This window comes from Weissella fangxianensis (assembly GCF_024718545.1).
GTDB classification, from domain to species: Bacteria; Bacillota; Bacilli; order Lactobacillales; family Lactobacillaceae; genus Weissella; species Weissella fangxianensis.
The window spans coordinates 1-25142 of the sequence record NZ_JAMXDB010000019.1; the positions used below are offsets into that span (position 1 = coordinate 1).

Below are 25142 nucleotides of genomic sequence, written 5' to 3' on the forward strand. Positions count from 1 at the left end.
TATCTATTACTACAATAATAAACGGATTAAAACAAAACTGGCCGGAAAAACTCCGGTTCAATACCGAAATCTTTCCGACCAGCTAGTTGCTTAAACTTCTCTCCAATTTTTGGGGTTCAGTTCATCCCAACCTTTTTATGTCTAACATGTAATACTTATTTACGTAAATCATTGTAACGTGAGTTAGCCTTACCATACCATGATGCCCCTAGTGAGCGCTCTAGGAATGGTGTTACCCAGTAGTCCAAACCGATTGTACGTCCAGCACCGTTCATCAATGCCAATGAAGCAAATGGAATCAACAAGGCAGCCACAGTCACACCAGTACCGGCGAAGACCATTACCAAACCAAAGATGAAGCCGACGAAGGCAGCGATTGATGTTAATAGTCCAAAGACAAGTAACCAACCAACAATCGTTGCAATCATACCAGCACCACCACCAAGGGTTGCCCCTAGTGAAATCCAAGTGATTCCCATAACGATACGCAAAGGAACTGACCACAAAACATTACCAACACGTGATGTCCAACCGAAGAATGGGTTACGACCATTTGGTGTCCGGAAGAATTCATCTAATGTGTATTGGAACATGTGGTAACCACTAGTAATTTGCATAAAGAAGTAGAAGTTAATAATGTGCTTAAACATATTTGCAGTAAAGCCAGTGATTGACCAACCGTTCTTACCTAACTTCATGTTACCAATTTGTTGTACGACACCAACTGTGTAGTGTGAACCAATTGACACAGCATAACCTTGGTAGTGTCCCTTGAATTCATGACGTTCACCAGTTTGACCAGTGACATCATAAACAATGTTAGGCACAACCGTGTTGGCAGCTGATTCTCCACCTTCAACAGTTTGTGGTGTCCAACCAGCACGTGGGTTATCAGGATCTGCAAGTGCAGGTTCTTGATAAGCAGCCACATCACCAGCAACATAGATATCTTTTTCGCCTTGGGCACGTGAGTACTCATCAGCTAAGAAACGGCCACCAGGTCCTTGTTGCAAGCCCCACTTAGCACCTTGTGGCTTAGCCTTAACACCGGCTGTCCAAACCAAAGTTTCAGTTGGTACTTCTGTACCGTCTTTCAATAGGGCAGCATGTTCCTTAACCTCAACCACACCAGCTGACTTACGCAACTTGATACCGTGGTTGATCATGTATTGCTCACCCTTATCGGCTAGCTTACGATCTGACAACATGTTCAAAATCGTTGGCACAGCTTCAATAACTTCCAGGTGGATTTCTGATTCATCCAAGTTGTTAGCACGAGCCAATTCACGACGTTGTTCGATCAATTCTCCAGCTAGCTCAACACCTGTAAATCCTGATCCGACAACGGCAATCGTCAATTTAGCTTGACGAAGTGCTGGATCCGATTCCATTGCCCCTTCGCGGATAACTTCTTCGATGTGTGCCCGTAATTTAACCGCTTCCTCAAATGACCATAACGTGTAACCATATTCCTCAACACCTGGTGTACCGAACGTGTTGGTTGTACCACCAGTTGCAAGAACCAACTTTTCGAACGTGAATTCACCTTCTGAAGTTTTGATTACCTTAGCTTCTTTATCGATATCCTCGACATCAGCTGTAACGATTTTCACATTTGATTGGTGCTTAAATAGCGTTCCCAAATCAAATTGAACGTGCTTTGGTTCAACACGCTTCGTTGCAACTTCATGTAGCTCCGTCATGTAAGTCATAAATGAGTGACGATCAATCAACACGATTTGATAGTCAGTGTTTTTTAGCTTTTTTGCTAATTTACGTGCAGTGAATACGCCGGAAAAGCCTGCCCCTACTACAACGATGTTTTTGCTAGCCATATTAAATCTCCTCAATAAAAAATCCTACAAAACTAATAAAATTATAAGTCCAAAGATACATTGTATCCTTGAATATCTTCTTTGTAAACCTAGTTACCCAGTTTGTTAACTATGTTAAACTGAATCACCAAGCTCCTCACAATTTCATTATACCAACTTTTAAGGAAAACAATCACAAATAAGTCACAAATATCGTACAATTATTTATTTCACTAAAAAACACATTAATTAGATTAGAAACCTAAGTAATGTGTTACGAGATTATATATTTATTTTGCTAACATACCATCATGAATTTTGTCGATATTCCACTTAACCATGTCATAGTAAGTATCGCCTTTCGTTCCCTTTTTAGCCAATGAATCCGTATAAATTTTTGCATAAATTGGTAACTTTGTTTCTTTCGATACTTGTTTCATTGACTTAGGTGAAACAGAACTTTCAACAAATAATGACTTCACTTCTGATTGATCAATCTTGGCCAATACTTGTTTCATCTGTTCTGGTGTACCTTGCGCTTCAGTATTGATTTCCCAGATAAAGGCTGGCTTAATGTCATACGCTTTTGAGAAGTACTTAAAGGCTCCTTCTGACGTCACTAGCAAACGTTGCTTTTCTGGGATATCAGCAAACTTACTTTGCGCTTCCTTATGCAACTTTTCTAATTTTTCTACATAGGCATCAGTGCGTTTTTGGTAAGCCTTCGCATGCTTAGGATCCTTATCTTGCAGAACACTGCTGATCAGCTTGACGTATTTCACACCATTACTCAAGTCAAGCCAGGCGTGGGGGTCAGTTTCATTTTCTTTACCGGATTCTGTCAAATACATTGCTTTAACATGCTTTGAAGCAGCGAAAACTTCTTTACCATCACGCTTATTAGCCGTCTTGGTCAACTTATTAAACCAACCGCTACCACCAGTTTCCAAGTTCAGCCCATTATGGAAAAGGACATCCGCTTCGGTTGCTGCCGCAATATCATTTGTGGTCGGATCGTATTCGTGCGGATCCGTGCCACGTTTAACAATACTATACACGCGAACATCCTTACCACCGACTTGTTCAACCATATCTTCCAAAATAGAATTCGTTGTCACAACACGCAACTTCTGACTTCCCGTTGCTTTTTGCTCGCCACGACCATTAACAAACCAGAATATTCCACCACCAACGACCAACAATGCAATAATAACAATACTAAGCTTTTTTAACATTTTTAACTCCTAATTTAGCAAGAATACCTTGCTTTGGGGCAATAACAAATGAAATCAAGAATATAATGGCTGCAACCAATACGATTGCTGGACCAGATGCCCAATTCATCGTATATGAGAGATACAAACCAACAATTGAGGCAACTGCACCAACACCTGATGACACAAATAACATATATACTAAGCGATTTGTCCATAAGAATGCTGTGGCTGCTGGTGTAATCAACATGGCAACAATCAGAATGATACCAACAGTTTGCAAGGCCGATACTGTCACCAAAGTCAAAATAATCATCAAACCATAATGGATGATACTGGTATTTAACCCGTATGACTTAGCAAATACTTCGTCAAAGGAAGTGATTTGAAGTTCTTTAAATAGTGCAAAAACAAAAACGATTACAATAGCCAACACGACGAATGTTGAAAGCAGGTCAGAATCAGAAACAGCTAACACATTCCCAAACAGGATATGATGCAAATTCGTTGATGATTCAGCCATTGAAATTAAAATAAATCCTAATGCGAAAAATGCTGAAAAGACAATCCCAATTGCCGTATCATTTTTCAACTTACTGTTAGAAGCAACAAATCCAATCAGTAACGCAGCAATGACCCCAAAGGTAGTTGCACCAATCATTAAATTAACACCCAACATATAGGCGACAGCGACTCCAGGTAAAACAGAATGTGAAATCGCGTCACCCATTAGTGACATACCACGTAAAATAATAAAACTACCAATAATTCCTGACATAATTCCCACCATAATGGCAGCCATCAATGCACTTTGTAAGAAATTATAATGCCCTAAGGCGTGCAAAAATTCTACAATACTTGTCATATTAAGCACCTGCTCTCTTATTGAACAGCACGGCACTCAAGTCAGCAGAAAAGGCGCGTGCCATATTTTCCTGCGTATATACCGTCGCAACGGGACCATGATCGATGACGCCATGATTCATGATCAGTAACTCATCAAAATAGGCAGCGACTTTGTTTAGGTCGTGGTGCACTACAATAATTGTCTTCCCTGCATCACGCCAACCACGTAGGACATTCATGATTTCTTCTTCAGATTTCATGTCAATCCCCACGAATGGTTCATCCAAAATCACCACATCCGCTTGTTGAACAATTGCGCGTGCCACAAAGACACGTTGTAATTGTCCACCAGATAATTCGCCAATTTGACGATTCTTAAACTCAGATAAGTTCACTTGCTTCAAAGCATCAGTTGCAAGTTCCTTTTCTTTTCGACCAGGGCTTTTGAATAATCCTAACTTGCCATACGTACCCGTTAAAACCACCTCAAAAACACTGATGGGAAATGTTAAATCAAGGGCCGCACGTTGTTCGACATACGCAATCTTTTGACGAACGCGATTAATGGCTGTGCCATTTAAAGTCGCATTACCTGACCGGCGCACCAGTCCAAGTGTCCCCTTGATTAACGTTGACTTACCAGCACCGTTGGGTCCGATTATCCCTGTAATCTTTCCCGGGGAAAAGTTTACAGACAAGTCCGTGAAAACTGGTACATTGCTGTAAGCGACAGTTAAGTCGTTGATTTGCAGCATAAATATATCTCCTGTGTCATAAAATGTTTTTGTTGTTTTAAAAAATATATTTTTTTCTTAAAACAACTTATTTATCATAATAAATTTCATAAAACTAATCAATATATTTTCTTAAATGAAAAATAACTGTAATGACATCTCAATTGTGTAAAGGTTTTTAAAAAGCGCGAGACAAAAGTCGTTTTGAAGCTGGTGTGTAACGCAATTTGTGATATTTTTGGCAGAAGCAATGCGAAGGACAAGAATGTCGCAAATTGCGTTACATTGAGGCTTCAGACTTTTGGAACGCGTTTACGTCGAACGAGACAAAAAAACGGCTGGAACATTTGTTGTTCCAACCGTTTTATGATAAAAATATACTTTTATAATCCTGTTAATTTTATTTCGATAACTCGCGATATGTTTGTTTTGCTAGTTTTTCAATTAAATTAATACCGTCTTCTTCCGTCTCTTCACCATTAGTCAAAACAGCTATCACATAGTCTGCTTTTTGATTTTTGACGTGACCGATACTATTGACAACCCAACCATCGTCAAGTGGTAACCAACCATTCTTAACTGACGTTTCGGCGCCAGATGGGACACCGCCAGTAATCCCCCAACTTTGATTAGATTCAACGTGACTCATTAATTCTTTAGCATATTGCCGTGAGTCATCATTCAATGTATTACTACTATAAAAAAGATTGCGTAACAAAGTGACCTGATCTGGAGCTGTTGTCGTTGAATTACCCCAGGCTGCTGCATCCATCTCTGAATCATTCATTGATAATGTTTCAAACAACTCATTTGGCGCGGTATAACCACCCATTTGATATAACAGATTGGTTGTTGCATCATTATCACTTTGTTCAATCATGGCTGTCGCCAATGTTTTTTGATTATCTGTTAGTGATTCATTTGTAGATTCATGTTGGCTTAATAAGGTCGCTAAAACAGACACCTTCACAATACTAGCGGTAGAAAAAGTATCCTGTTCGCTTTGTCGTAAGGTGATTGTCTTATCATGTTTTTTGTCATAAACAGCAACATCCACATTCGCATTTTCTTCTTTTAGTGTTTTTTGCCATGATTGGGTCAGATTCTTTTTATAATTGACCTGTGTATTTTTAGGAGTAATCGTTCGCATTATCTCCTCATGGTGTGGCCATACAATGGCGATAACACCAATGGTCGCAATTACTGCAATGGCAATTGATAACCACTTCATTTTTTTCTTTTTTGGGTTTTCTTCGCGTGAACGTAACCCGCGCATGTTTTTATTATTCATATTTAATAGTATACGACAAGTTTCTATAAACAGTGTTAACTAATTTTCTTATTTTTTTGGCAATTATGACATAAATATTGCTAGATGTTATGTTGTTAGTTATATCAGCCTAAAATAAGTTTATTGTATACAAAAAAGCTACTTGCATGCACAAGTAGCTTTCTTTTTATAGTCATCTCTGACCACTTAAACGAATTTAATTACTTAACAGTAACTGAAGCACCAGTTTCTTCAAGCTTTGCCTTCAATTCGTTAGCGTCGTCTTCTGAAAGACCTTCCTTGATAACTGAAGGTGCATCGTCAACAAGACCCTTAGCGTCCTTCAAGCCCAAGCCAGTTGCTTCACGAACTGCCTTGATAACCTTAACCTTAGCAGTACCTGCTGAAGTCAACTCAACGTCGAATTCAGTCTTAGCAGCGGCGTCACCACCAGCTGCACCAGCAGCTGCAACAGGGGCAGCAGCTGAAACACCAAATTCTTCTTCGATAGCTGAAACCAAGTCAGCCAAGTCCATGATCGTAGCTTCCTTTAATGAAGCAATGATTGAATCCTTATCAAATGCCATGATAAATAATCTCCTCTTTATATTTGCGTTTTTTGCAATTTTAATTTTGGGCAATGCCCGACAATTTAAGATGCGAAACTAAGCGAATGCTTAGGCTTCAGCCTCTTCCTTTGCGTCTGATACAGCCTTAACTGCATAGGCAACGTTGCGGACAGGTGCTTGCAATGTTGACAACAACATTGATAGCAAACCGTCACGGTCTGGTAATGCAGCATACTTATTGATTTCTTCAATAGATGCCATGTTACCATCGATGAATCCACCCTTGATCTCCAAGGCATCGATATCATCAGCGTACTTCTTCAAAACACGGGCAGGTGCGACTGCATCATCGTTTGAAAAGGCAACAGCTGAAGGACCGGCAAATAGGTCGTTCATCTCTGACCAATCAGCAGCTTCAGCAGCGCGGACCAAGACTTTGTTCTTGATAACACGTAGCTCAACACCTTCTCCACGTAATTCAGCACGCAACTTAGTTGACTCGTCAACAGTCAAGCCACGGACGTCAGCAACAACGGCAGACGTTGCGTTCTTGAACTTGTCGGCAACTTCGGCAACTTGTTGTGCTTTAACAGCAATGGTTGCTTCACTCATGGTATAATGTTCCTCCTGTTTAGATTTTGATTCTTACCAAAAGACCCTCAGTACAAACTGCACCGGGGGTCAAAAGTCGCTTTCGCGTTTTTTCACTTCCTCGGCGGGATATTGAGTCTTTCGACACCTGCGTCTTAGGTAGAATCGATATATTACTCTGACTACTTTAGCAGGTAGTCGAGGAAGTGTCAACAAATACTTCGACTATATTTAGAAAGGTCTAATTATAGTGAAGAAATGTCGATGTTCACAGCAGGACCAAATGTTGAAGCGATTGATACGTGTTGTACGTATGTTCCCTTAACAGCTGATGGGCGTGAACGCAAGATAACAGAAGCCAATGACTTGATGTTTCCTGCAAGCTTGTCAGCATCGAATGATACCTTACCAACTGGTACAGCAACGTTTCCGTCACGGTCAGTACGGTAAGTAACCTTTCCTGACTTAGCTTCTGAAACGGCCTTAGCTACGTCAAACGTAACAGTACCAGTCTTAGGGTTAGGCATCAAGCCCTTAGGTCCCAAGACACGACCAACACGTCCAACTTGTGCCATCATATCTGGTGTTGCAACAGCAACATCAAAGTCTAACCAGCCACCTTGGATACGTTGTACCAAGTCAGCGGCACCAACAACATCAGCACCAGCTTCTTCAGCTTCTTTAGCCTTATCACCTTGTGCAAAGACCACAACAGTTTGGTCCTTACCAGTACCGTTAGGCAAAACAACGGCACCACGCAATTGTTGATCAGCTTGACGCGTATCAACGTTTAAGTTAAATGCAATTTCAACAGTTGCATCAAACTTGGCAAAGTCAATATCCTTTACCAATGCAGCAGCTTCATCAACAGTGTACAACTTGGCACTGTCAACCTTTTCAGCAGCTGCTAAATAATTCTTACCATACTTAGCCATGGTAGCTATTCCTCCTTGCAAACGCGGTCAAACGGTCATTGACCTCCCGCTTGATCTTGCTTAGTTTCCTATGCGATCCGTACGTTACTTGTTTAATTAACCTTCAACAGTGAAGCCCATTGAACGAGCAGTACCTTCGATCATGCGAACAGCTGCATCTACATCAGCTGCGTTTAGATCTTGCATCTTAGTTTCTGCAATTTCACGAACTTGTGCTGCAGTAACTGTAGCGACCTTCTTCGTGTTTGGTTCACCAGAACCCTTTTCAGTACCAGCGGCCTTCTTCAAAAGAACAGCTGCTGGAGGAGTCTTAGTAATGAACTCGAATGAACGATCTTCATACACAGTAATAACTACAGGGATTAGCAAACCGCCTTGATCGGCAGTACGAGCATTAAACTCCTTTGCGAATCCCATGATGTTAACACCAGCTTGACCCAAAGCAGGTCCAACTGGAGGTGCAGGTGTAGCCTTACCGGCTGGAATCTGCAACTTAACAATACTTGAAACTTTCTTAGCCACGATTGTTTCCTCCTTCGTGTTTGTGGTGTAAATGGCGCGTTTCGATTTACGCCTCCCACATATGTGCGTAATAACAACACATACTAGATTATAATAACAAAACACCTAGCTTATAGCAAGCTAAGTGTTCAAATTTGTTATATTTATTTAACTGGCTTGATATCGTTAAATGAAATTTGCGTTGGTGTGTCACGACCAAAGATATTGATCAAGATAGTAACTTCTTGATGTTCATCATCAATCGCCGTAATTTCGCCGCCTTGACCAGCAAAACTACCTGAAACAACATCAACTGAATCACCAACAACCACATCTACGTGTTCAACCTTACGTTCAACCAAGTTCATGCGGGCAAGCATGTCATCAACTTCTTCTGGTAGCAAAGGCACTGGCTTTGAACCACCACCGTGTGAACCTAAGAATCCAGTAACCCCTGGTGTGTTACGAACAACATACCAAGCTTCGTCAGTCATGATCATTTCGACCAAGGCATAACCTGGGAAATCATTTTCTTTAACAATCTTGGTCTCGCCATCTTTTTCAACTTCGACTTCTTGCTCTGGCACTAATACACGGAAAATATAATCCGTCATACCCATTGTTTCAATACGTGATTCCAAATTTGATTTCACGCGATTTTCATATCCCGCATATGTGTGCAAAACGTACCATTGCTTATCGAATGACTCAGTTGCCATGATTGCCTCCTCAGACTGTTTGACGTAAATTTTTGTAAATTAAAAACCCTCTAAAATGAGGGTTTTATCTGCTAATTCATAGCTATAGTATAGCGCATTTTGTTTACTTAGACAACCAAGTAATTCCTTGTTCAAATACCCAGTCAGCGCCACCAAAAATAAGCGCAAAGGCTAATCCGGTAAACACAACGATAGTTGTATTATGGATATTTTCATTAAATGTTGGCCAAGTAACTGTATGCATTTCTTTAATAACACTTGATATAAACTTCATCTGTAAACCTCTGTTCGATGCTCTTACATTGTTTCCCGATGCAATGTGTGATTACCGCAATACTTACAATACTTTTTTACTTGTAAACGTTCAACGCGGGTTGGCTTTTTAGCAACCATATAATTGCGTGAACCACAAACACTACATGCTAAAGCGACTTTTTTTCCTGCCATTTGGCGCCACCGCTCTTCCTAACTTCTTTTTTAATATAGTAAAGTTTAACACTTTTACTCCCAAACGGCTAGTTGTTTTTCATTTCCAACCGATAGATCTGACACCATTTACGTCGAATACCATAGCACCACGAACGCGAACGGTGAATCAGTTGGGCAGCTTCCGCCATACCATAACCCTGCACGAGTAAAAACACCAGTTCGCGCTCTTTACCGGGCAACGTTGCGTACCACTCCATAATAAAAACCACCAAATTTTGCTGATGAACAGCATACCGTTCGCAAGCAGTTTGGGTTTCATAAGGCGCAATGTCGTCTTGTAAAACGGGCACCTGAAAATCTAGCACTCGATACTCGCTGCGCCAAAGTTGTACAACATGGGTTTGCAAGGACTGTTTATAATACAACGTCAATGCTGCCCAAGTTTGGTTATGCAACAATCGTAACGTTTTATGGAGCACGACCCGACATTCATGTTGCCAATCTATCGGTTGCGTACGCACACGTTGTTGTTGGTAAGTCTTCCAAATCAAGCCCTCAAATTCATGCAGGATTGCCTGAAAAGCGACCTCATCGCCCGCTTGGGCTGACAAAATTAAATCTGCTCGTTTATCACGCACCTCATTCACCCTTTCCTTACTAATGTAAGAAAAGCATACGTAAAAGCTCGCAACGTGTCACACTTATGTTAGCCACAGAAAATGCTAATCACACAAATATGTCGCAAAAGCATGTTTTTTTATGCCAACGGATGACGACTATTATAACCTTGATAAATAAGTAAGCTTGCTGCCACAGAAGCATTCAAACTCTGCACATGACCAATCATTGGAATGGCCAATGTTTCGTCAACAGACTTTTTTAATAGCGGTGAGATACCTTTACCTTCATTACCAATAATTAGAGCAGTTGCACCATTAGCATCCCAGCGTCGATAATCCTTACCATTCATATCAGTACCAAATACCCAAACACCGCGTTCTTTCAATTGTTCAACAGTTTGTACTAGGTTGGTAACACGGGCAACGGGGACATGTTCAATGGCACCAGTTGACGTCTTGGCGACAACAGATGTCAACTGCACTGCCCGGCGCTTCGGAATAATAATACCGTGAACGCCTGCTGCATCAGCTGTTCGCATGATTGATCCTAAATTATGTGGATCTTCAATTGAATCTAATACCAAGAAAAAAGGTGCTTCATCTTTTTCAGCTGCTTTAGCAAATAACTCATCAATTGTTGCATATGCATAAGCTGCAATTGATAACACGACTCCTTGATGGTTTTCACCATTAGTTAATTCATCAAGCTTTGCCTTAGGCGCATCTTGCATAACCAAGCCACGTTTTTTCGCTAAATTCGTTAGTTCATGACGGGCTTTATCTGCCAACCCCGTCTGTAACCAAACCTTGTTAATCTCAGTCTTACCTTTCAACGCCTCAACAGCTGCATGATGTCCATAAACAAATTCGACTTGATCACCTACTGTCGTCTCACGTTGTTGCTTACTACCAACCTGTTTTTTATTATTTCGTTGTCCCATGATTAACCGTTCGCCCACTTTCCACTTGTTGATAGATCCATGAAATTAATTTTTCTAAGCGTTCTGTCTGATCACTAGCACCTAAATAACCAAACACGGCTTCAAATCCAGTTGAAATACGGTAGGTCACAACATCCGTATTTTTGGCCTTGGTATGTGAGTTAGCATTACGTCCACGTTTAAAGTATTTTTGTTCCGTTTCAGTATAAATTCCTTCTGCTTCGATTAACGCATATAATGCTGCATGTGCCTTGGCTGAGACATACTTCTTTGATTCACGTTGTAATTTTGCTGGCTTGGTAATGCCTTTAGCCAATAGATGACGTCGAATATACACCTCATACACGGCATCGCCATAATAAGCTAAATCCAGCCCATTTAATTGTTCATAATTTATCTTCTCGTTCATGTTTCCTATCATACCATTTTATGCGTAAAAATTGGACATAAACTCATGGGCAATTATGCCAGTGTCTGGTGCCAATCAGCAATCATCGCCAACTCATCATTAGTAATTTCACCAGTTTCTTTTGCCACCTGAATTAAGCTAGAAAAATTAGTCAGCGATGAAAAAGTCGTTGCTACCTGTGCAAAGTTATTCGTAGCTGCTGGTAATTCATAAGAGAAAATGGCAGTGACTCCTAACACTTCACCACCAGCTGCTCGTGTTGCTTTAACAGCACCCAAGACAGAACCACCAGTCGAAATCAAATCATCAATCAAAACAACCTTTTGACCAGGCAGCAATGAACCTTCAATTTGTTTACCAGTCCCATGATCCTTAGGTTGTGCCCGTACATAAATTAGTGGTAAGCCCAGTTCTTCAGCAACCCAGGCCGCATGCGGAATCCCTGCGGTCGCAACACCTCCGATCACTTCAACATCCGGATATTGTTCTTTAATGAGGGCAACCAGACCATCAATAATCGTTTTACGAGCTATTGGAAATGAGATAACTTTACGATTATCCGTATAAATTGGACTTTTAATGCCCGATGCCCACGTGACTGGATCGTTTGGTTGTAATTTGACGGCATCAATATCTAATAATGCCTGCGCTACCGCTTGTTGATAATTTGTCATTTTTTACCCCTTATGAAATGCTGTCACAACTTGTTCGTATGTTGCTACTGGATCGACTGCTTGCGTAATTGAACGTCCGACAACAATCCCGTTCGCTCCTCTTTGTTGCGCTTGGGTGGGTGTCATCACGCGACTCTGATCGCCTTGCGCATCTCCTAATAAACGAATCCCTGGCGTAATCGACAAAAATTCGTCACTCGTCGCCTCATGAATAGCCTGCGATTCATAAGCTGAGGAAATAACGCCGGCCAAGCCCGCTTTTTGTGCTAATTGTGCCAGATGAATCACGGAATCATTCAAAGAAACCGTAATCTGTTGCGTGGTCTGTAATTCCTCTTCCGTAAATGATGTTAATTGGGTAATTGCCAAAAGCTTAGGTCCATGTGTAGCTGACAAGGTCGCTTCTTTAGCTGCAGTCATCATGCGCACACCGCCAGCAGCGTGCAAGGTCAGATAATCAACGCCTAAACGCGCAACGTTTTTGGTTGCCTGACCAACAGTATGAGGAATGTCATACAATTTTAAATCTAGAAAGACAATGTAGCCGCGATCTTTCAAGGCCGCTACAAAGGCAGGTCCCTCACGATAAAAAAGTTCCATCCCCACTTTAACGGCCAATTGCTGATCTGCTGGAAATTGATCCAGAAAACGCCAAGCGACCTTTGCCTCAGGAAAATCTAAGGCAATAAAAACCGGGTTCAATCCACTCATGCTTGCTCCTTCTTAATTGCTGTCCATTCATCTTCGTTTTCAGGTAAGGCTCGCAATGCACCAGTAACATCGCTCACCTTATCAAAATGATACTTATCTAACGCCGCTGGTAAAGCAGCAATCAACTTAGGCAATCTTAGCTTATCGACACTATTCATGACACCTACTTGCACGGCCGAAGCACCGGCCAACATTAATTCTAAGGCATCATCAATCGATGACACGCCACCAACACCGATGATTGGAATGTGAACCACTGAGGCCGCTTCCCAAATCAACTCGACGGCAATCGGATGAATCGCTTCACCGGACAAACCACCTTTACCACGGTACAAGCGCGCTGAACGACTCTGCAAATCTAAGCTCATCCCCACTAAAGTATTGACCATTGTCAGCCCATCGGCACCTGCATTTTCAGCAGTCACCGCTAGTGGCTTAATATCAGTCACGTTGGGTGATAACTTGGCATAAATCGGCTTTGACGTAGCTGCTCGCACAGCGCTCACCACTGCATGGATACCAGTCTCCGTCACGCCAAAGGCCCGTCCGCCTTCATCAACATTAGGACATGATAGATTCAATTCGATGGCATTAACAGTCGCTATATCGTCAATAATTTCTGCTAGTTGTACAAATTCATCAACGGTTGCCCCTGAAATTGATAACATCTTAGGTAAATCCGGTAATTTTTCAGCCAGTTCTGGCAAAAAATCAGCTGTCACAGCATCGATCCCTGGGTTCGCTAAACCGACCGAATTTAAGACACCGGCTTTCGTATTCACGATCCAAGGTTGTGGATTTCCTGTTCGCGGGGCCAACGTTGTCGTTTTTAACACCAAAGCTCCTAACTGATTAAGGTCAAAATCATCCATATGATCAAGACCATAATAAAAGGCCCCTGACGGTGGCATAAATGGATTTTTAAGTGGTAAACCTGGTAAAGAAACAGCGTAGCGTTCATCATTCATGTGCGAATTCTCCTTTATTATTGCCAGTCTAATTGTTGTTATGCAGGGGTAACCGTAAAGGCTTGTGATTCAAGCACACTTAACAGCGCCTTCACGGTATCAAAGGCTGTAAAGAGTGGTACGGCATTTTCAATCGCGGCATTACGAATCAAGCGACTATCGTTAACTGTGGCCACATCTTGGTGCGTTGAATTAATGACTAACTGTAAATCCCCTTGGCTCAAGGCAGTCACAGCATTATGCTTCGTTTCACTGATTTTATCTAGCACTTGGACGTGCAAACTGTTGTGCATGAAATAATCACCCGTTCCGGCTGTTGCAAACAATTGGAAACCTAATTCGTTAAAACGCTTCGCTAATGCTAACGCCTCAACCTTATCTTCATCGGCAATGGTAAACAACACATTCCCTTCATGTGGAATCTTAATATTTGTAGCAACAAAGGCTTTGTAAAGCGCCTTTTCGAAGGTCTTATCTGAACCCATGACTTCACCAGTTGACTTCATCTCAGGTCCTAACAAGGAATCTACTGCTGGTAACTTGGTGAATGAGAAGATTGGTGACTTGACGTGAACCATCTTTGATTCAGGAACCAAACCAGTTGCAAAGCCCATGTCAGCTAACTTTTCTCCTAGCATGACGCGGGTTGCTAATTGTGCCAACTTCAAGTGCGTGACTTTTGAAATAAACGGCACTGTTCTAGAGGCACGCGGGTTAACTTCGATCACATAAGCTGTATCCTCATGAATCACAAACTGCACATTCATCAAGCCAATCGTATCCAAACTTTTAGCTAAGGCAATCGATGCAGTGGTGATTTCTTGCTTCACTTTGTCAGACAATGTTTGCGTTGGATAAACCGACATTGAATCACCTGAATGGACACCGGCACGCTCAATATGTTCCATAATTCCCGGAATAACCACTGTTTCACCATCAGAAAGTACATCGACTTCAGCTTCGGAACCAACCAAATATGAGTCAATCAGTACCGGATGATCATGTGAAACTTGGACCGCCCGTCCCATGTAGTCTTGTAGTTCAACCTCATTATTCACGATTTCCATGGCACGACCACCTAAGACGTACGATGGTCGAACCAATACTGGGTAACCAACTTCTTCAGCAGCATGCAAAGCTTCACCAATCGTCGTTGCCGTTTTACCCATTGGTTGTGCTAGCGCCAATTGCTTGATCACTTGGTCAAACTCTTCACGGTCTTCGGCACGATTCAAGTCAGCTACGCTCGTTCCTAAGATATTCACCCCGGCGTTAGCCAATGGCTCGGCTAAGTTAATAGCGGTTTGACCGCCGAATTGCACAACAACCCCGACTGGTTGCTCCAAATTAATCACGTTACGGACATCTTCCAAAGTTAATGGCTCGAAATACAACTTATCTGAAACCGAAAAGTCCGTTGAAACCGTTTCGGGATTAGAATTCATAATAATTGCTTCATAACCGGCAGCTTGAATGGCCTTGACCGCATGGACAGTGGCATAATCAAACTCAACCCCTTGACCGATACGGATAGGTCCTGATCCAAGCACCAGCACGCTTCGTTTATCAGTTACCACTGATTCATTCTGCTCTTCATAAGTTGCATAGTAATAAGGTGTTTGTGACGCAAATTCGGCTGCCACCGTATCAACCATTTTATAAACAGGTTGAATGGCTGCGTCTTCTCGTAACGATGCAACATCATTAGCTGTCCACTGCCAGATATCAGCGATGGTCTGATCGGCAAAACCATTTTGCTTGGCTTGTTGTAGAGCTTGTTCCTCGCCAACATGTTGTGCCAGATTTTCTTCAATTTCAATAAGGTGGAGCACCTTATCCAAGAAGAAGTAATCAATCTTCGTCCGGTTATGGATTTCATCTATTGAAACACCGCGACGTAGTAATTCACTAATCATAAATAAACGATCATCACGTGCGGGCATCAAGTCATTTAACAACTTTTCAGTTGAAATCTCGGCAAAGTTAAGATCACGCAGCCCAATAGCGCCAATTTCCAATGAGCGGACCGCCTTATTCATAGCCTCTTCAATATTGCGACCGATGGCCATAACCTCACCAGTGGCCTTCATTTGTGTGCCTAAATGACGGTCAGCAGTTGCAAATTTGTCAAATGGCCAACGCGGAATTTTGACAACCACATAATCCAAAGCTGGTTCGAAAGCGGCCTTCGTTGTTCCGGTAACTGGGTTGATAATTTCATCCAACGTCAAACCAACTGCAATTTTTGCCGCCATCTTGGCAATGGGATAACCCGTTGCTTTTGAAGCCAATGCTGATGATCGTGACACACGTGGATTAACTTCGATAATATCGTAGTTAAACGAATTTGGATCCAAGGCCATCTGAATGTTGACCCCACCTTCGATTTTCAAAGCTCGAATAATCTTCAAGGCTGCGTCACGCATCATTTGCAATTCACGGTCAGACAAAGTTTGGACCGGTGCCACCACAATTGAATCACCCGTATGGACACCAACTGGGTCAAAGTTTTCCATTGAAGCCACAATCAAAGCATTGTCAGCTGCATCGCGCATGACTTCAAATTCAATTTCCTTATAACCGGCGATTGATTGTTCAATCAATACCTGGGTGACCGGCGACAACTCTAAGCCATTTGCCGCAATCGCTTTTAGTTCCTCTTCATCGTTGGCAATACCACCTCCAGTACCACCTAAGGTATAAGCAGGCCGAACAATGACTGGATAACCACTCGTTTCAGCGAACGACAACGCTTGTTCAACTGTCACCGCAATCATTGATTCGGGAACTGGTTCGTTTAAGCGGGTCATTAGATTTTTAAAGGCTTCACGGTCCTCAGCCTCTTCAATCGCTGATAATTTGGTTCCTAATAAGATAATGCCTAATTCATCCAAAATACCGGTTTCAGCTAGTTGCTTGGCCATGTTTAACCCAGTTTGACCACCTAAGGTTGGTAAGATAGCATCCGGACGTTCCTTGCGCAGAATTCGTGATAGAAATTCTAGTGATAATGGCTCAATATAAACCTCATCAGCAATTTCACTATCTGTCATAATCGTGGCGGGATTTGAGTTCACCAAGACGACCTCGTACCCCTCTTCTTTTAGTGACATCGTAGCTTGGGTACCTGAATAATCAAATTCAGCTGCTTGACCAATAATGATTGGACCTGAACCAATTACTAAAATTTTGTGAATATCTGTACGTTTAGGCATGTTGCATTTGTCCTTTCTTAGTGGCGACGATCATTGCTAGGAAGTCATCAAATAAATATTCAGCATCGTGGGGACCAGGTGCTGCATCCGGATGGAATTGCACTGAAAAGCAGGGCGATTTTTTAATTGCAACCCTTCAACGGTGTGGTCATTAATTTCCTCATGAGTAATTTCCAAGTCGGTCCCAACGATTGATTCAGCCGCAACCGCATAACCATGATTCTGTGAAGTGAAATCAATTTGGTCCTTCACTAAATTACGAACTGCATGATTGAAACCACGGTGACCAAACTTTAATTTGTAAGTTTCAGCCCCGTTAGCCAGCGCAAACAATTGATGTCCCAGGCAAATACCCATTAGGGGCAAGGTTTCTTGTAGTTCACGGATGACGGGTAAAATATGCGCCACTGCCTCTGGATTTCCTGGTCCATTTGACAGCATGACCCCATCTGGTGCCATGTCCAAAATCGTTTGTGCCTCAACATCAGCTGGGAAAACCATCACATTAACACCACGTTTTGCTAATGAGCGGAGAATCGAATTCTTCAAGCCGAAGTCGATCAAAGCAATCGATAAACCTTCAGTCGGATTGACATAAGTGGTTTTCGTCGTCATTGCAGCCACTTCATTTGCGACTGCTTGCATATTTTGAAGCTGCGCAACGGTGTCTGCCTTAATTTCGTCAACAATGGCTGCCTTCATGACACCATGTTCACGAATTTCCTTAGTCAACGCACGCGTATCAACGTTGGTAATCCCTGGCAAATCCATCTTTTCAGCCCATTCGGCAATTGACATTTGCTGGCGCCAATTTGATGGACGCCGCGCAATTTCATGAGCCACAATGGCCGTTGCGGTTGGCTTTAGTGATTCATAATCATCACGATTAATCCCATAATTACCAATTAGTGGATAAGTAAAAGTCAATATTTGCCCAAAATAAGAAATATCCGTCAGTGATTCTTGATAACCGGTCATTCCCGTGTTAAAAACAATCTCGCCTGCCACAACTTTCTCTGAACCAAAACCTTCACCGGTATAAATTGAACCATTTTCTAAAACAAGATAGCGTTGCATCTTTACCCCCTTATGCCTCGTAAGCAACCTGACCGTCGACTAATGTTAATACTGTTTGTCCGTAAACCGTCTCACCGATAAATGGTGTATTGACCCCCTTTGAAAGGAATTCATCTGCTGTAACCGTATGGGCATGAGCAATATCAAATAATGCTAAATCTGCTGGTGCTCCAACCGTTAACGCACTTTGTCCGGGTAAGTTAAATGCCACTCGTGGTTGCACAACCATCCATTGTAGTAATTGTTCTAGTGTGGCAATGCCTGATTTCACAAAATGCGTATACATCAGTTGGAAACTCGTCTCAATTACTGTGATACCAAAGGCAGCACCAATGAACGAACGTTGTTTTTCTGCCAAACTATGTGGCGCATGATCCGTTGCGACCATATCGATGGTGCCATCTAGCAAACCAGCAATCACAGCTTGACGATCGGTTGGCGTGCGCAATGGCGGATTCATCTTAAAGTAGGCATTATCACCACTAATATCAGTCTCATCAAGCAATAGATGATGTGGTGACACTTCAGCCGTTACCTGGACACCTTGCGACTTAGCAAAACGAACCAAGTCCACCGACTCCTTCGTTGAAATATGCGCCACATGATAGTGAACCCCAGTTGCCTTGGCAATCACCAAATCTCGTGCCAACTGTGATGACTCAGCTAGTGGATCGATCCCTGGCAAGCCCAATTCTTTTGAGCGCTTCCCCAGGTTCATCACACCACCATTAACAAGTGATTCATCTTCAACATGGGCAACTAATGGTCGGTTAACCTTAGCGGCTGCTTGCATGGCAGTTAACATCGTCGCTGCCGTTTGTACACCTTTACCATCATTCGTAAACGCAATGGCACCATCTGCAGCTAAGGTGTTCATGTCACTCACATCAGCTGATGTCAGCCCTTCTGAAATAGCAGCATATTGATAAATATGCACACGTCCATTTGCCTCATTATTGGCTTTAATTTGAGTAAACGCAGCTGGCGTTGCCGGTATTGGATCAAGATTTGGCATTGCTAGCACCGTCGTAAAACCACCACGAGCTGCTGCCTGCGAACCAGTCGCCACCGTTTCTTTATAGGCAAACCCAGGCTCACGGAAGTGCACATGCACGTCAACTAACCCCGGCGTCAACAAAGCACCCTGCGCATCAATTGTGCGTGTGGCTGGTGTTGTGATTTCATCGGCGATTTCAACGATTTTCCCTTCACCGATCAAAACATCTTGCAGTTTCAGCTCATTATCATGTACTAATAAATGCGCCTGCTTAATTAGTAATCGTGTCATAGCTTTTCTCCTCAATCATTGCACTTAAGATTGCCATTCTGGCATACACACCATTGGCCATTTGAGTGAATATCCGCGCTTTATCAGCTTCAACTAAGTCATCAGCGATTTCAACGCCACGGTTCACTGGGGCTGGGTGCATAATAATCGCATCATCTTTTAACTGGTTATACCGTTCATGGGTCAAGCCAAACTGTTCGTGATATTCAGCAATCGAAAATTTTTGATTTTCATTATCTGCCAAGCGTTCATGTTGTACGCGTAGTAACATCAGCACATCAATGTCATTTAAGTCTTCATCGATAGCTTGATAATCACCATATTGGTCAAAATCAGTAGGGTACCAGTCTGCCGGTCCGGCAAAACTAACCGTCGCTCCTAAGCGGTTTAAAATTTCGGCATTTGAGCGTGCGACCCGTGAATGTGATAAATCACCAACGATTCGAACATGCAACCCTTCAAAGTAACCAAATTGTTCATAAATCGTCATCAAATCCAAGAGACTCTGTGACGGATGCTGCCCATTACCATCCCCCGCATTTACTAGCTTTGGCATCAATGATGATTGTTCCTCAATAAGGGGCCGATACCAATCATTGATACTGTGACGTAACACCACAACATCCACCCCGATGGCGCCAAGCGTCTTTAACGTATCGCTTAAGCTTTCCCCCTTTTGTGTGGAACTCGTTGCTGGATTGATGTTAATTGTCGACCAGCCTAATTTACTTTCAGCCATTTGAAAGCTGCTAGCAGTGCGTGTCGAATTTTCAAAAAATAGATTAGCGACATGTTGCGTCATTTGTGGTAAATCTTTTTTCCCATTCTTATAGGCTAAACTAGCCACGATGAGTGAAGTAATTGCTTGTGTTGATAACTGATTCAAATTCACAAAGTTCCGCATGTTGATCTCCTTATTGATTACACAAAAAAAGCCTTAGGAATCCAGTGGTTCCTAAGGCTTGTCATTCAATTAGTCATACAGTTACCCCTGTTAAGGTACTGTTTACCAATCAACGTCACCCTTGATAGTCTCACTGGACTACACTTAAAAGGTATTAATGATTGGTAATAATATAGCACGGTTACATACTATAGTAAACAGTTTAACTATTTTTACGATTTCGTTAAAACGTTTAATGCATTGATGTTAACGTATAGAATTATTTTAATTTATTTATTCATCAAGAACGTCATGGATCGTAATAATCCCCACAACTTCGCCTGCTTCTTCAACAACTAAGTTGGAGATATTATGCGACGCCATTTTCTTCCAAGCAGCACTATTACGCTTATTGGCATCGATGCTAACGAACCCTTCGGTCATATAATCTGCTGCGGTTGATTTTTTAACCATTGGTACCTGTAGCATTTTCTTACGGATATCGCCATCGGTCACGATACCAACCACATTGTCATCATCATCTTTGACCAAAGTCATCCCAACACTAAAATCACTGATGCGATAAATCACATCATTGATTGGGGTATGGATGCGAACATACGGAATTTTTGTATGCATCACATTCTTAACGCGTTGCAACAACAATTTTCCAATGGAACCTCCCGGATGATACAAAGCAAAATCATCACGTGTAAATTCGTTTGCTTTCTGCACGGCAATCAGCAATGCATCACCAACTACTAAGGTTGCAGTCGTTGAACTAGTTGGGGCTAATTTCGTTGTGTCCGCTTCAACAGCCACATCGACAATTAGCGGATAACTTGAATTTTGCGCCAAAGTTGATTCCGGAGCTCCCGTCATTGCCACTGTTTTTAATTCATCATCAAAAATCTGTCGGAGGGCAAAGAACGTCTGCAGCACCTCTTGGGTTTCACCACTATTAGAGACAAAGAAAACCAGATCATCTGCTGATACGCGTCCCAAATCACCGTGAAAGGCATTTCCCGCATCAATAAAGAAACTGGCAACACCAATTGATGAAAATGAAGCGGCAATCTTTTCAGCAATAATCCCTGATTTTCCAATAGCAATAAAAATTAGTCGTCCGCTGGTCGCTAATACTGCGTCCACTACTTGATCGAAACTTTCATCCAGTTCATCACGTACTTTCTCTAAAGCCGTAATTTCAGTATTGAACGTCTCTTTTGCATCATTATAGTAAGTCTTCATCTGCATACACCGCCTTATTCTCAAGTTGTTGATGGAATAATCGATTAGCCTCTTCTAAAATAGGTCGTGCCTTTGATAGATATAACTGACTATCTTGATCTGAGATAGCCTTGGGTGGATTTGGATGTACTTCAGCAAAGATACCATCAATCCCAATTGATAACGCTGCACGCAATAATGGGAAAACATAGTCACGATTACCACCAGAATGATTACCATAACCGCTTGGAATCTGTACTGAATGAGTCGCATCAAAGATAACTGGATAATCTGTTTGACGCATCTGAATCAAACTTGTCATGTCAACAACCAGTTGATGATAACCGAACATCGTGCCTCGTTCGGTCACAAGGATATGTTCATTTTGAGAAGCGACCTTGTTTACCGCACTCTGAATATCTTCAGGAGCCATAAACTGGGCTTTCTTAATATTAACGACCCGTCCTGTCTTCGCAGCCGCCAATAATAAGTCAGTTTGACGACTCAAAAATGCTGGAATCTGCAAAACATCTGCTACCTCAGCAACCGGTGCACATTGATATGATTCATGGACATCAGTCACGATGGGTACATTGTAATTTTCCTTAATTTGTCGTAAGACCTCGAGCCCTGCTTCCATACCAGACCCACGGTCTGATGAAATTGAACTACGATTTGCCTTGTCAAATGACGACTTAAAAACATAATTAATGCCCAATTCGTCAGTTATTTCTTTTAATTCCTCAACAACCTCAGCGCAAGTTTCATAAGATTCTATGGCACATGGCCCCGCTAGTAAAGTTAAACGATCGTCCTTAAAGCCGTACTCATGAAATACATCACTAATTTTTGGCATACTCTTCTCCCCCGTTCTTAACTAGTGCATCTAAAATTAAAGAATTTTAATTTTTAAGTATTATAGCTTGTCTTTATATTTTTTGCACCTCTTAACACTCAGCATGAGATTGTTACTGAAATAAAAAAGCTGGTCAACCCTTGGTAAATAAAGGATTGACCAGTTTATAAATTTAATGACTACATCGTGTCATTTTTCACTTAAGCTTCTACAACATGACGCACATATGGATCATCTGAGAAACCTTGTTCAAGAATAATCTTTGACCATTCTTTAGCTGAGTGTAGACTGTGGTCCTTATAGTTACCACATTCCTTAGCGACCGTTGCTGGGACATCATCCCAAGTGATGTCATCACGAATCTTACGCAAGACACGTGTAAATGTTTCAGCAACCTGCGTTGGGGTGTAATCTACCCAGCTAATAATGTGGAACCCAGTACGACAACCAAATGGTGAAATATCGATGACGCCATCTAATTCATCACGCACCAAGCTAGCAAATAAGTGCTCCAATGTGTGGACACCAGCTGTTTCCATAGCGGTCTCATTAGGTTGTGTCAAACGCAAATCGTAATTGACGATTTGTCCCCCGTTTGGTCCTTGTTGCGTTTCAATCTTACGCACGTATGGTGCCTTTACCTTTGTGTGATCCAATGTAAAACTTTCAACCTCTGCCATGTTTAAATCCCTCCTATATGTTTCTTTTCCTACATTTGCATTATAACAACTAACAAAAACGCCCCGCAATCATTTCTGATTACGGGACGTCACCACGTGTTACCACCCGAGTTCGATAAGCAGCGGCTTATCCTCTAAACGTTATAACGAGCGTCCCCGAATGGCACTAGCGATTTTGTTCATGTCATTATGACTCCGAGACCATCTTCTAGCAACGCCATTACTAGTTTTCACCAACCACTAGCTCTCTCAAAACGACTAATCACTATACTCATCTCTTCTATGTCGATACGCTTATCCTAAATCTTCCAGCAAATTGTGTCAACAGCAAAATTAAAACTTTCTCATTTTAATTTGATTCAGAATGCTTACTGACGATGCCAACGTGTACCTTGTGGTGTATCTTCCAAAATAATACCTTGTTCAGCTAACAAATCACGAATCTCATCTGAACGTGCAAAATTTTTATTAGCACGCGCATCATCACGTTCTTTAATTAGTGTTTCAATATCATCATCCAATAATTCGTCTTCTGATAAGCTATCAACACCAAAAATCCCCATTAATGTTGCAATGTTTTCCAAGATAAAGTTAACGGTATCCTGATAAACAACTTCAGCTGACGTATACTGGTTGGCTAAATCAACTAAGCCATAGATAGCAGTTAATGCATTAGGGGCATTAAAATCATCATCCATTGCCGCATTGAATTGGTCAACTAATTCAGTGGCAGCTGTATCGACTGTCGTCTCATCCCCAGCAATCGCATCAGCCAACCGGAATTCTAGATTACGATAACCGGTACGAATCCGTTCTAAATTATGGGCTGCTTGCGTCATATTACTGTCTGAATATGCAATCGCACGACGATATTGCGTCGTTGACATAAAGAACCGCAAGACGGCTGGATCATCGATTTGTTGCAATAAATCGTGGACGGTTACGAAATTTCCCAAAGACTTCGACATCTTTTCGTTTTCATCACCAACCGTCACAAACCCATTATGCAACCACTTATTAACAAATTGTTCACCCGTATGGACTTCACTTTGGGCAATTTCATTTGTATGATGTGGAAATGCCAAATCAATCCCACCACCATGTATATCAAAGTGGTTACCCAGGTATTTGGTTGACATCACTGAGCATTCAATGTGCCAACCGGGTCGACCTTTACCCCATGGTGAATCCCAAGCAATGGCCCCATCACCATGCTCACCTTTCCAGACTGCAAAGTCCATCGAATCCTCTTTGCGTGTTAGTTCTTCATCATCCAATCGTCCAGCTGCATTAGACGTCATTTCGTCTAGATCCTGGTGAGCTAAGGCACCATAGTTCTTAAACTTCTTCGCACGATAATAAACATCCCCAGCTGATTCATACGCATAACCTTTTGCAATTAAATCGGCGACAAAATCAATAATCTCTGGAATATGCTCAGTTGCCCGTGGACGTACAGTTGCCGGCTTAATATTTAATGCTGCCGTATCTTCATTGAAAGCAGCAATATATTTATCAGCTAACTCAGGGACCGTAATGCCTTGTTCAGCCGCTGCTTTAATCATTTTGTCATCAACATCCGTAAAGTTGGAAACATAGTTCACTTGATAACCACGGTACTCAAAATAACGGCGAATAGTGTCAAACGCAATAGCAGAACGCGCATTACCAATATGAATATAGTTATAGACGGTGGGTCCACAGACGTACATATTGATGGTGTCATCATGTATTGGGTGGAATGGTTCTTTTTCCAACGTCATTGTATTGAACATTTTAATCATATTCGCGTCCCTCTCTCTTAAAAAATATCATTTTTATATGGTCTACATAAATAGTTCAACTACTATGCAAGCTCATACCCATATTTTACCATAAATCTATCACCTGCTTGAATGCGGATTCAATAAGACACGACAGCTATTTCTACGTCCCTAACTTGGATAAATAACCGATAACAGTTACAAT

General features: G+C 41.9%; 26 protein-coding genes, 1 pseudogene and 2 other annotated features. Of the genes and pseudogenes, 1 reads left to right on the forward strand and 26 read right to left on the reverse strand.

The features are described 5' to 3' along the window. The first annotated feature begins 1 nt into the window (after position 1). On the forward strand, positions 2 to 94 hold the full coding sequence (locus NGR58_RS06185) for an IS3 family transposase (protein WP_407077141.1): 93 nt from the start codon (positions 2 to 4) through the stop codon (positions 92 to 94). A gap of 61 nt (positions 95 to 155) precedes the next feature. Here the strand turns inward: NGR58_RS06185 and NGR58_RS06190 are convergent, their stop codons facing one another. The 26 genes and pseudogenes from NGR58_RS06190 to cysS all read right to left on the reverse strand — a co-directional run bounded on the left by NGR58_RS06190 (position 156) and on the right by cysS (position 24958). Then, positions 156 to 1835, reverse strand: a complete 1680-nt coding sequence (locus NGR58_RS06190; protein WP_258088733.1) for an NAD(P)/FAD-dependent oxidoreductase — start codon at positions 1833 to 1835, stop codon at positions 156 to 158. 269 nt (positions 1836 to 2104) lie between these two features. Beyond that, a complete protein-coding gene (locus tag NGR58_RS06195) occupies positions 2105 to 3049 on the reverse strand; it encodes a metal ABC transporter solute-binding protein, Zn/Mn family (protein WP_258088734.1) in 945 nt (314 codons plus the stop codon). Next, complete coding sequence (locus tag NGR58_RS06200; protein ID WP_075270267.1) at positions 3033 to 3893, reverse strand: metal ABC transporter permease; 861 nt, start codon at positions 3891 to 3893, stop codon at positions 3033 to 3035. The genes NGR58_RS06195 and NGR58_RS06200 overlap by 17 nt, the downstream gene beginning before the upstream one ends. 1 nt (position 3894) lies before the next feature. Continuing rightward, entirely contained in the window at positions 3895 to 4629 is a 735-nt protein-coding gene (locus NGR58_RS06205) for a metal ABC transporter ATP-binding protein (protein ID WP_258088735.1), read from the reverse strand. A gap of 379 nt (positions 4630 to 5008) precedes the next feature. Continuing rightward, on the reverse strand, positions 5009 to 5839 hold the full coding sequence (locus tag NGR58_RS06210) for a class A beta-lactamase-related serine hydrolase (RefSeq protein WP_258088736.1): 831 nt from the start codon (positions 5837 to 5839) through the stop codon (positions 5009 to 5011). A gap of 260 nt (positions 5840 to 6099) precedes the next feature. After that, complete coding sequence (gene rplL, locus NGR58_RS06215; protein ID WP_075270270.1) at positions 6100 to 6465, reverse strand: 50S ribosomal protein L7/L12; 366 nt, start codon at positions 6463 to 6465, stop codon at positions 6100 to 6102. Positions 6466 to 6555: 90 nt separating this feature from the next. After that, positions 6556 to 7059, reverse strand: a complete 504-nt coding sequence (rplJ, locus tag NGR58_RS06220; protein WP_258088737.1) for a 50S ribosomal protein L10 — start codon at positions 7057 to 7059, stop codon at positions 6556 to 6558. 29 nt (positions 7060 to 7088) lie between these two features. Next, positions 7089 to 7216, reverse strand: a sequence feature (ribosomal protein L10 leader region). A gap of 67 nt (positions 7217 to 7283) precedes the next feature. After that, positions 7284 to 7973, reverse strand: a complete 690-nt coding sequence (gene rplA / locus NGR58_RS06225) for a 50S ribosomal protein L1 (protein WP_258088738.1) — start codon at positions 7971 to 7973, stop codon at positions 7284 to 7286. A 96-nt stretch (positions 7974 to 8069) separates the two neighbouring features. Beyond that, a complete protein-coding gene (rplK, locus tag NGR58_RS06230) occupies positions 8070 to 8495 on the reverse strand; it encodes a 50S ribosomal protein L11 (protein ID WP_075270273.1) in 426 nt (141 codons plus the stop codon). Positions 8496 to 8638: 143 nt separating this feature from the next. Continuing rightward, positions 8639 to 9193: a transcription termination/antitermination protein NusG gene (gene nusG, locus NGR58_RS06235; RefSeq protein WP_258088739.1), complete on the reverse strand. Its 555-nt coding sequence runs from the start codon at positions 9191 to 9193 to the stop codon at positions 8639 to 8641. Positions 9194 to 9296: 103 nt separating this feature from the next. Beyond that, on the reverse strand, positions 9297 to 9467 hold the full coding sequence (secE, locus tag NGR58_RS06240) for a preprotein translocase subunit SecE (RefSeq protein WP_258088740.1): 171 nt from the start codon (positions 9465 to 9467) through the stop codon (positions 9297 to 9299). A 23-nt stretch (positions 9468 to 9490) separates the two neighbouring features. Then, the gene (gene rpmG, locus NGR58_RS06245) at positions 9491 to 9640 is read right to left on the reverse strand and encodes a 50S ribosomal protein L33 (protein ID WP_258088741.1); all 150 of its coding nucleotides are present in this window, start codon (positions 9638 to 9640) and stop codon (positions 9491 to 9493) included. A 68-nt stretch (positions 9641 to 9708) separates the two neighbouring features. After that, positions 9709 to 10260 (reverse strand): hypothetical protein, encoded by a 552-nt coding sequence (locus tag NGR58_RS06250; RefSeq protein ID WP_258088742.1) that lies wholly within the window; start codon positions 10258 to 10260, stop codon positions 9709 to 9711. Positions 10261 to 10379: 119 nt separating this feature from the next. Then, positions 10380 to 11183 (reverse strand): 23S rRNA (guanosine(2251)-2'-O)-methyltransferase RlmB, encoded by an 804-nt coding sequence (gene rlmB, locus NGR58_RS06255; protein ID WP_258088743.1) that lies wholly within the window; start codon positions 11181 to 11183, stop codon positions 10380 to 10382. Continuing rightward, positions 11167 to 11592, reverse strand: coding sequence for a Mini-ribonuclease 3 (locus NGR58_RS06260; protein ID WP_258088744.1), 426 nt, complete (start codon positions 11590 to 11592; stop codon positions 11167 to 11169). Before NGR58_RS06260 ends, rlmB begins: the two co-directional genes overlap by 17 nt. Before the next feature lie 53 nt (positions 11593 to 11645). Next, positions 11646 to 12266 (reverse strand): orotate phosphoribosyltransferase, encoded by a 621-nt coding sequence (gene pyrE / locus NGR58_RS06265; protein WP_258088745.1) that lies wholly within the window; start codon positions 12264 to 12266, stop codon positions 11646 to 11648. A gap of 3 nt (positions 12267 to 12269) precedes the next feature. After that, on the reverse strand, positions 12270 to 12977 hold the full coding sequence (gene pyrF, locus NGR58_RS06270; protein WP_258088746.1) for an orotidine-5'-phosphate decarboxylase: 708 nt from the start codon (positions 12975 to 12977) through the stop codon (positions 12270 to 12272). Continuing rightward, entirely contained in the window at positions 12974 to 13945 is a 972-nt protein-coding gene (locus NGR58_RS06275; RefSeq protein WP_258088747.1) for a dihydroorotate dehydrogenase, read from the reverse strand. The genes pyrF and NGR58_RS06275 overlap by 4 nt, the downstream gene beginning before the upstream one ends. A 38-nt stretch (positions 13946 to 13983) precedes the next feature. Further along, the gene (gene carB, locus NGR58_RS06280; RefSeq protein WP_258088748.1) at positions 13984 to 17160 is read right to left on the reverse strand and encodes a carbamoyl-phosphate synthase large subunit; all 3177 of its coding nucleotides are present in this window, start codon (positions 17158 to 17160) and stop codon (positions 13984 to 13986) included. Next, positions 17153 to 18237 (reverse strand): annotated as a pseudogene (locus NGR58_RS06285) (carbamoyl phosphate synthase small subunit). Before NGR58_RS06285 ends, carB begins: the two are co-directional and overlap by 8 nt. Before the next feature lie 10 nt (positions 18238 to 18247). Beyond that, the gene (locus NGR58_RS06290) at positions 18248 to 19525 is read right to left on the reverse strand and encodes a dihydroorotase (RefSeq protein ID WP_258088749.1); all 1278 of its coding nucleotides are present in this window, start codon (positions 19523 to 19525) and stop codon (positions 18248 to 18250) included. After that, entirely contained in the window at positions 19506 to 20429 is a 924-nt protein-coding gene (locus NGR58_RS06295) for an aspartate carbamoyltransferase catalytic subunit (RefSeq protein WP_258088750.1), read from the reverse strand. Before NGR58_RS06295 ends, NGR58_RS06290 begins: the two co-directional genes overlap by 20 nt. Before the next feature lie 273 nt (positions 20430 to 20702). Further along, positions 20703 to 21659, reverse strand: a complete 957-nt coding sequence (locus NGR58_RS06300) for a KpsF/GutQ family sugar-phosphate isomerase (protein ID WP_258088751.1) — start codon at positions 21657 to 21659, stop codon at positions 20703 to 20705. Further along, entirely contained in the window at positions 21643 to 22494 is an 852-nt protein-coding gene (gene kdsA / locus NGR58_RS06305; RefSeq protein WP_258088752.1) for a 3-deoxy-8-phosphooctulonate synthase, read from the reverse strand. The genes NGR58_RS06300 and kdsA overlap by 17 nt, the downstream gene beginning before the upstream one ends. A gap of 200 nt (positions 22495 to 22694) precedes the next feature. After that, positions 22695 to 23174 (reverse strand): S-ribosylhomocysteine lyase, encoded by a 480-nt coding sequence (locus NGR58_RS06310; protein ID WP_258088753.1) that lies wholly within the window; start codon positions 23172 to 23174, stop codon positions 22695 to 22697. Positions 23175 to 23253: 79 nt separating this feature from the next. Beyond that, positions 23254 to 23466, reverse strand: a binding site (T-box leader). A 76-nt stretch (positions 23467 to 23542) separates the two neighbouring features. Continuing rightward, entirely contained in the window at positions 23543 to 24958 is a 1416-nt protein-coding gene (cysS, locus tag NGR58_RS06315) for a cysteine--tRNA ligase (RefSeq protein ID WP_258088754.1), read from the reverse strand. Positions 24959 to 25142: the final 184 nt, after the last annotated feature.